The following is an 11,396-nucleotide window of genomic DNA, read 5'->3' as shown; positions in this document are numbered from 1 at the left end:
GCTTCACACTGGGACGAACAGGGTGGAACGTAGCCCAGGAGGATGAGCAGCATGGATCTCGCCCAATTCAGGTTTCTGACCTTCGACGTGGTGGGCACGCTGATCGACTTCGAAGGCGGGATCGTCGCCAGCCTCGGCGAAATCGCGGCTGAATCTGGCAGGGTGATCGACGGCGAGCAGGCGCTCAGCCTGTATCGCGCCGCACGCTACGCCGCTGACGCAGATCGCTTTCCCGATGATCTCGTGCGGGTCTATGACGTCATTGCGCCGCAACTCGGCCTGCCCAGGCAGACTGCGCTCGGCGAGCGTTTCCGCGACTCCGCTGGACGTTGGAAAGCCTTTCCCGACAGTATCGCTGCGATGGCGCATCTCGCCAGGCGCTACAAGCTGATCGCGATGACCAATGCGCGGCGCTGGGCGCTGGATCATTTCGAACGCGAGCTGGGCTCGCCGTTCTACGCGACCTTCACCGTCGACGACACCGGGACGGAGAAGCCGGATCCCGCCTTCTTCACCCAGGTGCTCGGTTTCGTTGCGCGTGACGGCGGCTCCAAGTCTGAGATCCTGCACGTCGCGCAGAGCCAGTATCACGACATCGGCATCTCCCGGCAGCTCGGGATCACCAATTGCTGGATCGAGCGGCGCCACGACAAGCAGGGCTATGGCGGCACCATCGCGCCGGCATCGTTCACCAAGCCTGATTTCCACTTCCACTCCATGGCCGAACTGGCCGACGTGGTGGACCAGGTGCCTGCCGCATGAGGGGCGACTGACAATTCATTCTGCCGGATCGAAACAGGGGAAGGATGACATGAGTAACGGGATCACCAACTGGACTCCGAGTGACGATGTGCTGGTCGAGGCGGCGATCCGGCGTGGCGCCTCGCGCCGGGATCTCCTGAAGATGATGTTCGCCAATGGCGTCGCGCTCGCGGCCGGCAGCACCCTCCTTGGCCGCGCCGAGCGCGCATTCGCGGCGACGCCGAAAAAGGGCGGCTCGATCAAGGCGGCGGGCTGGTCGACCTCGACCGCCGATACGCTCGATCCGGCTAAGGCGTCGTTCTCGACCGACTATGTCCGCTGCTGTTCGTTCTACAATCGGCTGACGACGCTGGACAAGAACGGCGCGGCGCAGATGGAGCTCGCGGAATCCATCGAATCACAGGACGCGCAGACCTGGACCGTGAAGCTCAAGAAGGGTGTCACCTTCCACGACGGCAAGCCGCTGACGGCCGACGACGTCGTGTTCTCGCTGAAGCGGCACCTCGACAAGGCCACCGGCTCCAAGGTGGCCAAGATCGCGGCGCAGATGACCGGCTTCAAGGCCGTCGACAAGACCACCGTCGAGATCACGTTGGCGAGCCCGAATGCGGACCTGCCGATGATCCTGGCGCTGCATCATTTCATGATCGTCGCCGACGGCACCACCGATTTCTCGAAGGGCAACGGCACCGGCGCCTTCGTCCGCGAGGCGTTCGAGCCGGGCGTCCGCTCCATTGGCGTGCGCAACAAGAACTATTTCAAGGACGGTCCCTATCTCGACCAGATCGAGTTCATCGCGATCACGGAAGAGAATGCGCGCGTCAATGCGCTGCTGTCCGGCGACATCCAGCTCGCCGCCAGCGTCAATCCCCGCTCGCTCCGGCTCATCGAGGGCAAGGAGGGGATCGCGCTGTCGAAGTCGACGACCGGCAACTATACCGACCTCAACATCCGCCTCGACATGGCGCCCGGCAACAAGAAGGACTTCATCGATGGCATGAAGCACCTGGTCAACCGCGAGCAGATCGTCAAATCGGTGCTGCGCGGCTTCGGCGTCGTCGGCAACGACCAGCCGGTCTCGCCAGCGAATTTCTTCCACAACGCCGACCTCAAGCCGAAGGCGTTCGATCCCGACAAGGCGAAATCGCTGTTCCAGAAGGCCGGCGTGCTTGGCACGTCGATCCCGGTCGTTACCTCGGAAGCGGCGAACTCGGCGATCGAGATGGCCATGGTGATCCAGGCCTCGGCGGCGGCGATCGGCCTGACGCTGGACGTGCAGCGCGTTCCCTCTGACGGCTATTGGGACAACTATTGGCTGAAGGCGCCGATGCATTTCGGCAACATCAATCCGCGCCCGACGCCGGACATTCTGTTCTCGCTGCTCTATGCCTCCGAGGCGCCGTGGAACGAGAGCCGCTTCAAGTCCGAGAAGTTCGACAAGATGATGCTCGAGGCGCGCGGCCTGCTCGACCAGGCCAAGCGCAAGCAGATGTATGCCGAGATGCAGGCGATGATCGCGGAGGAGGCGGGCACCATCATTCCGGCCTACATCTCCAACATCGATGCCACCTCGTCCAAGCTGAAGGGCTTGGAGCCGAGCCCGCTCGGCGGCATGATGGGATATGCCTTCGCCGAGTACGTCTGGCTCGATTCGTGAATGCCGTCTGACGCGCAGGGCGCGGGCCGCGGAGGCCGTCGCCCTGCGCGGACCATCCCCTGATCAGGCTCGCGGACCCGAAGTTTGAAACACCGGATCGCCTCACTCATTCTTGCCCGGCTGGCGATCGCGCTGGTCACCGCGATCATTGTTTCATTCGCCGTCTTCTTCGCCACCGCGATGCTGCCGGGCGACACCGCGACCATCCTGCTCGGCCAGGCCGCGACCCCGGAGGCGGTCGAGGGCCTGCGCAAGGCGATGCATCTCGACGATCCCGCCATCTTCCGCTTCCTGCGCTGGCTGGCCGGCGTGGTGCAGGGCGATCTCGGCGTCTCCTACGCCAACAACATGCCGGTCGCGAAGCTGATCGGCGGGCGCCTCGTCAACACCCTCAAGCTCGCCGGCCTTACCGCAACCGTTGCGGTGCCGTTGGCCCTGACGCTCGGCATCACCGCGGCAATGTTGCGCAACACGCTGTATGACCGCTGCCTGACCATTGCCGTCATCGGCATCGTGTCGGTGCCGGAGTTCATGATCGCAACCCTCGCCGTGCTCGTGTTCGCGGTCTATCTCAACTGGCTGCCGGCGGTGTCCTTCACCAGCGAGATCCGCACCGTCCATGATTTCGCGCGCGCCTATGCGATGCCGGTCGTCACGCTCACCATCGTGATCTCGGCGCAGATGATCCGGATGAGCCGGGCGGCCGTGATCGAGACCCTGAACACGCCCTATGTCGAGATGGCGCTCCTGAAGGGCGCCTCGCGCGGCCGTCTGGTGCTCCGCCATGCGCTGCCCAATGCGCTCGGCCCGATCGTGAATGCGGTGGCCTTGTCATTGTCCTATCTCCTGGGTGGCGTCATCATCATCGAGACCGTCTTCAACTATCCCGGCATCGCCAAGCTGATGGTCGACGCGGTGTCGACCCGCGACCTGCCGCTGATCCAGAGCTGCGCCATCATCTTCTGCTTCGGCTTCCTGCTGCTGACCACCACAGCCGACATCATCGCCATCCTGTCCAATCCGAGGCTGCGATGAGCAGCGCCGCGAAATCCGCCTCGCGAACCCCGCGCTTCGGTTACCGCATCAACGCTGTCGGGGTTGTCGGGGCGCTGATCGTGGCGTTCTGGATCGTGGTGGCGTTCGTCGCGCCCTCCATCATTCCGCATCCGATCGGCGACATCGTCGACACCGATTATTTCGGCCCGATGAGCCGCGAGCTGTGGCTGGGCTCCGACTATCTCGGACGCGACATGACCTCGCGCATCCTGATGGGCGCGCGCTATACGCTCGGCATTTCGGTGGCCTCCGTGATCATCGCCGGCGTGTCGGGTGTCACGCTCGGCATGATTGCGGCGATCACCGGCGGGGTCGTCGACATGGTGCTGAGCCGGCTGCTCGACGCGTTGAGCTCGATTCCTAGCAAGCTGTTCAGCCTCGTCGTCGTCGCCGCGGTGGGCTCGTCGATCCCGGTGCTGATCCTGACCATGGCAGTGATCTACATTCCCGGCGCCTACCGCTTCGCCCGCGCGCTCGCGGTCAACATCAACACCATGGATTTCGTCACGGTGGCCCGAATCCGCGGCGAGAGCCTGTTCTATTTGATCCGCGCCGAGATCCTGCCCAATATCATCGGCCCGGTGCTGGTCGATCTTGGCTTGCGCTTCGTGTTCATCGTGCTGCTGCTGTCCGGAATGTCCTTTCTCGGCCTGGGCGTGCGGCCGCCTTATGCCGATTGGGGCGCGTTGGTGCGCGAGAACATCGGCGGGCTGCCCTATGCCGCGCCGGCCGTGATCTTCCCGTCGCTGGCGATCGCAAGCCTCACCATCGCCGTCAATCTCCTGATCGACAATCTGCCGACCAAGATCCGCGACCGGGAGGCGTCGTAGATGACGAGCCTGGTGCAGATCCGCGATCTTCGCGTCGAGGCGACCACCGATTCCGGCCGCACCATCGAGATCATCAGGGGCGTCGATCTCGACATCGCCGAAGGCGAGATCGTCGCGCTGATCGGCGAGAGCGGCTCCGGCAAGACCACCATCGCGATGAGCCTGATGGGCTATGCGCGGGCCGGCTGCCAGATCGTCGGCGGCTCGGTCACGGTCGATGACGTCGACATGGTGACACTCTCGGAGAAGGACAAGGCGGCCGTGCGCGGCGCCAAGATCGCCTATGTGCCGCAGAGCGCCGCCGCGGCGTTCAATCCGGCAATCCGCATCATGGATCAGGTCATCGAGGTCGTGCGCATCCACGGCGTGATGCCTGTGGAGGAGGCGCGCAGCAAGGCCGCGGCGCTGTTCCGTGCGCTGTCGCTGCCCAACCCCGATACGATCGGCGAGCGCTATCCGCACCAGGTGTCCGGCGGCCAGCTGCAGCGGCTCGCCGCGGCCATGGCGCTGATCGCGAGCCCGAAGGTGCTGATCTTCGACGAGCCGACCACGGCGCTGGACGTCACCACCCAGGTCGAGGTGCTGCGCGCGTTCAAGTCGGTGATATCAGCGCATCGCATTGCCGGCATCTACGTGTCGCATGATCTCGCGGTCGTCGCCCAGATCGCCGACCGCATCGTCGTGCTGCGGAACGGCGAGGTGCAGGAAACCGGCACGACCGCCGACATTCTCGAGCGCGCCCAGCACCCCTATACGCGGCAGCTGCTCGCCGCCGTCGCGCCGCATCAAGAACCACGATCGGAGGCGTCCGTGACGGCCGAGGCGTTGCTCGAAGTGCACGAGGTATCGGTCGGCTACGGTCCGCTGCGCTCGGACGGCATGCCGGCGATCGTGGCCGTCGAGAAGGTCAGCCTGCGCGTCGCGCGCGGGCGCAATCTCGGCATCATCGGCGAATCCGGCTGTGGCAAGTCGACGCTCGCCCGCGCCATCGCCGGCATCCTGCCGCCGTTCGCGGGCGGGGTCGTGTTCGACGGACGCGAGCTCGGGCGCAGCGCGCGAAGCCGCAATGCAGACCAGCTGCGCCAGGTGCAGATCGTGTTCCAGCATGCCGACACGGCACTCAATCCGGCGCACACGGTCGAGGACATCCTGGGGCGACCGCTGTCGTTCTATCACGGCATGGCGCGCAGGCAGCGCAGTGCGCGCATCGATCAGCTGCTCGACATGGTGAAGCTGCCCCGAAGCCTGCGGCTGCGCCGTCCCGGTGAGCTCTCGGGTGGACAGAAGCAGCGCGTGAATTTCGCGCGCGCGCTGGCCGCCGATCCCAGGCTCATCATCTGCGACGAGATCACCTCCGCGCTCGACACCGTCGTGGCCGCGGCGGTCATCGACCTGCTCAAGGAGCTGCAGCGCGAGCTCGATCTCGCTTACGTCTTCATCAGTCACGACCTGTCGGTGGTCGAGGCGATCTGCGACGACATCGTCGTGATGTATCGCGGACGCAAGATCGAGCAGATCACGCCCGAGGCCATGGCGCGGCCCGAGCATCCCTACACGCAGCTCCTGCTGTCGTCGGTGCCAAAGCTCGATCCTTCCTGGCTCGACAATCTGCGCCAGGACCCCGAGCAGGTCCGCGAATACTGCCAGCGCTGACCGCACCGCTACATCTGGAACAGGCTCGTCAGCGGCAGATACGGTTTCACGATCGGCGACTTCAGCACGACGAAGCTGAAATATTTCTCAATGCCGATGTCCATGTCGGTCAGCCGCTCCATGATGGTCTGGTACTCGCCGATCCCCGCGGTGACGAACTTCATCATGTAGTCGTAGCCGCCGGAGACGAGATGGCACTCGATCAGCTGGTCGATCTTCTCCACCGCGGCAAGAAAGCGGGCGAAGTCGATCTGGCGGTGGTTCTTCAAGGTGACCTCGGTGAACACGGTCAATGTCTGGCCGAGCTTGGAGACGCAGATCTGCGCCGAGTAGCCCTCGATATAGCCTTCCGCCTGCAGCTTCTTCACCCGCATCAGGCAGGGACTCGGCGACAGGTTGACCAGCTCGGCCAGCTCCACATTGGTGACGCGGCCGTTCTTCTGCAGTTCGTGCAGGATCTTGATGTCGATGCGATCGAGCTTCATGAAGCCGTGGTCCCGTGTGGCGCGAGGTCGGGTCCCCATTACAGCAGAAAATTCTGCGGTTGGGCCATCGAACTTCCGCAAAGCAAGAATGGGGCCGCATCCGCCCGATTTATGCGATGCAAAACAATACACCAGCGGTGTGCTGACCGGCAGAATGATATGCTGTCCGGGCATCGAATCCGGCGCCCGAACGGCCGGATACCGCTCTAACCTGCGCCAGCCCACAGTCGGAGAGATCGCATGCCCGCACCGCTGGTGCACGTCGAGACATCGCCAACGCTGCCCGAGCGTGCGGATGCCGTGGTCATCGGCGGCGGCATCGTCGGCGTGTTCGCGGCCTATTACCTCGCGCGGCGCGGGCTCGCGGTGGCGCTGATCGAGAAGGGCCGCATCGGCGCCGAGCAATCCAGCCGCAATTGGGGCTGGTGCCGGCAGCAGAACCGCGATGCACGCGAGCTGCCGATGGCGACCCTGAGCCTCGATCTCTGGGAGCGCTTCGCGGTCGAGAGCGGCGAGGCAACCGGCTTCTCGCGCTGCGGCCTGTTTTATCTCAGCAATGACGAGGCGGAGCTCGCCGGCTGGGCGCGCTGGGGCGAATTCGCCAAAACCGCCGGCGTCACCACGCACATGCTCGACAGCCGGCAGGCGACCGAGCGCGGCGCGGCCACCGGGCGCAGCTGGAAGGGCGGCGTGTTCTCGCCGACCGACGGCACCGCCAGCCCCGCCGATGCCGCGCCCGCGGTGGCGCGCGCGATCCTGAAGCAGGGCGGCTCGGTGCACCAGATGTGCGCCGTGCGCGGCGTCGAGACCAGCGGCGGCCGGCTGTCGGCCGTGATCACCGAGCGCGGCACCATCCGCACGCCGGTCGCGGTGCTCGCCGCCGGCGCCTGGGCTTCGGCGTTCTGCCACCAGCTCGGTGTCGCACTGCCGATGGCCTCGATCCGCGCCTCGGCGCTCGCTCTGTCGCCGTCGGCGGAGCCGCTGCCCCCGGCGCTGCACACCGCCGCCGTCTCGATCACCCGGCGCGGCGACGGCGGCCATACGCTCGCGATCAGCGGCCGCGGCCGCGTCGATCCTACACTTCAGCAGCTGCGCTTCGCGCCGCACTTCCTGCCGATGTTCGCCAGGCGCTGGCGCAGCCTGCTGCCCGGCGGGCTCGAAGGCCTGCGCGCCGGCCACGAGACGGTCGGCCGCTGGCGGCTCGACGCGCCGACGCCGATGGAGCTGACCCGCATCCTGGATCCCCGGCCGGACCAGGCCACCATCCGCCTGACCCGGGCGCGCGCGGTCGAGCTGCTGCCGGCCTTGAAGCAGAGCCGCGTCACGGCGGCGTGGGCGAGCTACATCGATTCCACGCCCGACGGCGTGCCTGCGATCGGCGAGCTCGCCGCGCTGCCCGGCCTGATCGTCGCCGCCGGCTTCAGTGGCCACGGCTTCGGCATCGGGCCAAGTGCGGGCCATCTCATCGCCGATCTCGTGACCTTCGCCAAACCGATCGTCGATCCTAGGCCCTACGCGCCCGCGCGTTTCGCCCGGCATGAGTCTAAGACGGTCGCAGACTTCTGAAGGTTACGTCTCCGGGACGTTAAGCCCCCGACTGCGCCAGACCGTTCGGTTCGCCGAATTCACCGGTTCGCAGCTCTGCGGCCCTTCGGTCTGCGGCTGACTTCGTCCAGTCCGTTTGGGGCCTGCTCTTGGAAGGGCGTTGCAGAACAATGATGCCTTTTCTCCCCAAACGAGTTCTCAACTCTCTGATTTTGTTGGTGTTCGCTGCTTCCCTAGGGAGGGCCAGCCTCTGGTTGCCGTGGTCGAAGCGCAACCGTGCTCTCAACCAACGGCTTCAATGACCGCAACACCCTACGCTCAAGACGTCCGCGAACGCTGCCTGGACCTACAGATATCGTACCCCGCGACAAAGCCGCGATGACCACGCCCTTTCGCGCGAGTCATGCCTTATTGCAACCGTAACTGTCACTCCACTGCAACAGTGCCCATTGGTTGTGTATTTCCGAAGGTTTCATTTTATTGCTGTCGGTTCGGGTTCATGTCACTCACCGTAGAATTACGGGAATACATGAGCAGGATACCTTGGCAATCGAACAGTCAACCGGAGGTGTCGGGCTCCCGTTCCGGGCTGACATCGATTACTTGCGTGCAATCGCCGTCATTCTGGTTATCGGCTTCCACTACGGCATCCCGGGTTTTCAAGGTGGCTTCGTTGGGGTCGACATCTTCTTCGTCATCTCCGGCTACCTGATCACCCGGCTGATCTGGGCTGGAATTCATCGCGACAGCTTCTCGTTCTGGGCCTTTTACGACCGTCGTGCGCGCCGGCTGCTTCCGGCCCTTTACGTGATGGTGCTCGGTACGGGCATCGTGGCCTGGTTCCTGGCGCCTCCCGACGACTACCGCATGTTCTTCGGCAGCGCCGTGTCCACGATTCTGTTTTCCTCGAACATCTTCTTCTGGCTCCAGTCCGGCTACTTCGACCTGCCCTCCGTCGGCAAGGTTCTGATCCACACATGGTCGTTGTCGGTGGAGGAACAGTTCTATTTTCTATTTCCGCTCGTCACCGTTCTCTGGAGCAAACTGTTTCGCAACCCTACCAGGCCCGTATCGCTGATCCTGCTGCTGACGGGTACGCTCGGGCTCTGCATCGCCGACGAATTGCTGATCAAGACCTCTGCGTCGGCAGCCTTTTATCTGTCGGCGCTACGCGGGTGGGAGTTCCTGATCGGTAGCTTGTCGTTCCTGCTCGATCGCTGGTCGCCCGCCGATCTCAGATGGAGATGGATGCTGGCGGTGTCCGGCACGCTGCTGATGCTGGGGCCCGCCGTGATGTTCACGGGAGCGACCAAATTTCCGGGCCTCAATGGGCTGGCCCCATGCCTCGGTGCGGCGTTCTTCATCACAGCCTTCAATCGCGAGGATGGGCAGCCAGTATCGCTGCCCTTCAAGCGCGCGGGCCTGTTCCTGGGCAAGATCTCCTATTCGTTGTACCTTTGGCATTGGCCGGTATTCGTGATGGGCACCGTTGCCATCCCAATCACATGGGCCGGTCCAATATCCACCGCGGCGCTGCTCTCGTGCTCGCTCGGACTTGCCTACGCCTCGTATCGGCTCGTGGAAGCGCCGGCACGCGGCAGACCGGTTTGGTTCGGACTCAGGAGCTCGGGCTGGATCGCCACCGCCGCGACAATTCTGCTCGTCATGGGCGTGGCGGGTTTCTCGAAGGGGGGTTTTCCAAACCGCTTTCCACAAACGGCTCAACGGATGCTGCGCTACAACGTCGAGGCGATGGCGCCGTTCTATCGGATATCCAGCTGCTTCCTCCAACCCAGCGAGCCATTCGCCCACTATCGGCACGACGAGTGCCTGACGCCGGTGGACGACAAGCAGAACATCCTCCTGTTCGGTGACAGCGCTGCCGCGCACTACGCATGGGCTCTGCGCAATCATCTGGACCCGGGACGATTCAACCTGCTGCAGCTGACCTCTGGCGCTTGCGCGCCGCTCCTCGCTCTGCATCAGCCGTCGTCGCAGAACTGCGACGAGATCAACGCCGCTTTTCGTGACGCGCTGCGCGACCATCGCGTCACAGCGGTCATTCTCTCCGGCAATTGGCGCTACTACTGGGCTGCCCTTGGGCCGTCCGACGCCGAGCTCCAGGAGGGCAGGGAAGTACCGATCAGCAAGTTCGAAGTCTACCTGGAGTCGACCCTTTCGGCCGCTGAAGCTGCCGGGGTTCCCGTGCTGATGCTAGGTCCGTCGCTGGAGTTTCCCGCCCCGCTGGCAACCAGCCTCGTGAACTACGAGCGCACACATTTTCCAACGGGCGCGATGTTGAAAGTGATGCCTGCAAGTTTCACCGTTGACGCGCACCTGAAGAAGATCGCTGGTCACCATCGAACCGTGCAGTTCATCTCGGTGCTCTCCGCCGTCTGCCGCGACAAGGAGTGCCCGCTCAAGGCCGATGATGAGACACCGATAGTGTGGGACGAGCTCCACCTGACGCCGGAAGGATCACTCTACGTGATGCAGCGCCTGGCGCCGGAGTTGAACCGCTTTCTTCACGGAATTAACCCGATGCCACAGTTGCTGAGCCGACCGTCAGTCATCCGCTGACCACCTCCGCTGGCATCATAGGGCCGGCCTGTAGCTTTGTGCCCTGTGGCCTCAAATGGCCTTTTGCTTTCAATGGCAGTTGACTGACTCCCTCTACGTCAGACCCTTGCTCATGGGCGGTTCGCCGAATTTCAAGGCTACGCGAGAAGCCCAGCACTTCAGGCCGCCGAGGGATGACCACCGCGCGCGGTAGCGATAACCGCGGCGCTCAACGCGGAGGCAAGGAGTCCGCTGCAAAACCCACTCGGACTCTAAACGCCGCTGGATGAAACTTCAGTGGCAGGTCACACACAGAACCGATCCCAGACAAAACAGGGAGCAATTTTGAGGGTCTTGATCTGAGGTGCGCTGCGGTGAAATCACACAAAAGTAGTGTTTAGTTAAAACTCGCGCATGATGGTTTTTGGCATTCAACCGTTCGTCCGATGTTCTATCGCGCACAAGATTACGCGCTGCGGCATTGGCATTTCTGTTGCTGGGATGTGTGCAACGATTTCCGCGGGAATCTCAAGCCGGACACCCTCACACAGTTTCTCTACGAGGCGACGAGCGGCGCGGAAGTGTTGCTGTGGCACGCGACTCCGTCTCTCGATGCACGCGTTAGGAGAAATTTGGTGTAGCCGCGGAATCTGGTTGTAGTTGTAGTTGGGCTTCATCTTTATGTTGTGAATAAGTTCCAATGTTCGTTGATCGTCAGACGCGAATGATGTCCGTTATGTTTCGAATTGTGCAGATACTGCGGGGGCAGGGATGTTTGGGAATTCGACTCGGTTTGGTCGAGGCATTGGCGTGCGTGGGCCCATAATAGAAATCGCGAGCGCCGGCTTA

Annotated in this window: 8 protein-coding genes; 7 read left to right on the top strand and 1 reads right to left on the bottom strand. The window is 63.6% G+C overall.

Features of this window, described 5'->3' with window-relative positions; translation table 11 throughout:
• Positions 1 to 42 precede the first annotated feature (42 nt).
• From QX039_RS15150 to QX039_RS15130, 5 genes are all read left to right on the top strand, one after another.
• Positions 43 to 762 (top strand): HAD-IA family hydrolase, encoded by a 720-nt coding sequence (locus tag QX039_RS15150; RefSeq protein ID WP_315774150.1) that lies wholly within the window; start codon positions 43 to 45, stop codon positions 760 to 762.
• Positions 763 to 811: 49 nt separating this feature from the next.
• Positions 812 to 2,419 (top strand): ABC transporter substrate-binding protein, encoded by a 1,608-nt coding sequence (locus QX039_RS15145; protein ID WP_315774148.1) that lies wholly within the window; start codon positions 812 to 814, stop codon positions 2,417 to 2,419.
• An 84-nt stretch (positions 2,420 to 2,503) separates the two neighbouring features.
• Positions 2,504 to 3,454, top strand: a complete 951-nt coding sequence (locus QX039_RS15140) for an ABC transporter permease (protein WP_315774146.1) — start codon at positions 2,504 to 2,506, stop codon at positions 3,452 to 3,454.
• On the top strand, positions 3,451 to 4,305 hold the full coding sequence (locus QX039_RS15135) for an ABC transporter permease (RefSeq protein WP_315774144.1): 855 nt from the start codon (positions 3,451 to 3,453) through the stop codon (positions 4,303 to 4,305). The genes QX039_RS15140 and QX039_RS15135 overlap by 4 nt, the downstream gene beginning before the upstream one ends.
• Entirely contained in the window at positions 4,306 to 5,958 is a 1,653-nt protein-coding gene (locus QX039_RS15130) for an ABC transporter ATP-binding protein (RefSeq protein WP_315774142.1), read from the top strand. It begins immediately after the preceding gene.
• A gap of 8 nt (positions 5,959 to 5,966) precedes the next feature.
• Here QX039_RS15130 and QX039_RS15125 read toward each other — a convergent pair whose 3' ends face one another.
• Complete coding sequence (locus tag QX039_RS15125) at positions 5,967 to 6,443, bottom strand: Lrp/AsnC family transcriptional regulator (protein ID WP_008962239.1); 477 nt, start codon at positions 6,441 to 6,443, stop codon at positions 5,967 to 5,969.
• A 240-nt stretch (positions 6,444 to 6,683) separates the two neighbouring features.
• On the opposite strand from QX039_RS15125, the gene QX039_RS15120 reads away from it, so the two are divergent.
• Positions 6,684 to 8,009 carry an FAD-binding oxidoreductase gene (locus QX039_RS15120; protein ID WP_315774140.1) on the top strand — a complete coding sequence of 442 codons (1,326 nt, stop codon included), beginning with the start codon at positions 6,684 to 6,686 and terminating at the stop codon, positions 8,007 to 8,009.
• A gap of 522 nt (positions 8,010 to 8,531) precedes the next feature.
• A complete protein-coding gene (locus tag QX039_RS15115) occupies positions 8,532 to 10,568 on the top strand; it encodes an acyltransferase family protein (protein WP_315774138.1) in 2,037 nt (678 codons plus the stop codon).
• Positions 10,569 to 11,396: the final 828 nt, after the last annotated feature.

This window comes from Bradyrhizobium sp. SZCCHNR1043, assembly GCF_032489675.1.
In the GTDB taxonomy this organism is placed as follows: Bacteria; Pseudomonadota; Alphaproteobacteria; order Rhizobiales; family Xanthobacteraceae; genus Bradyrhizobium.
Note: the sequence above shows the minus strand (reverse complement) of the source record. Positions and strands in the feature narration are given on the sequence as shown.

Bases quoted from the DNA above. Each gene is read 5' to 3' on its own strand.
- QX039_RS15120 (WP_315774140.1), top strand. From the start codon at position 6,684: ATGCCCGCACCGCTGGTGCACGTCGAGACATCGCCAACGCTGCCCGAG.
- QX039_RS15125 (WP_008962239.1), bottom strand. From the start codon at position 6,443: ATGAAGCTCGATCGCATCGACATCAAGATCCTGCACGAACTGCAGAAG.
- QX039_RS15150 (WP_315774150.1), top strand. From the start codon at position 43: ATGAGCAGCATGGATCTCGCCCAATTCAGGTTTCTGACCTTCGACGTG.
- QX039_RS15130 (WP_315774142.1), top strand. From the start codon at position 4,306: ATGACGAGCCTGGTGCAGATCCGCGATCTTCGCGTCGAGGCGACCACC.
- QX039_RS15135 (WP_315774144.1), top strand. From the start codon at position 3,451: ATGAGCAGCGCCGCGAAATCCGCCTCGCGAACCCCGCGCTTCGGTTAC.
- QX039_RS15145 (WP_315774148.1), top strand. From the start codon at position 812: ATGAGTAACGGGATCACCAACTGGACTCCGAGTGACGATGTGCTGGTC.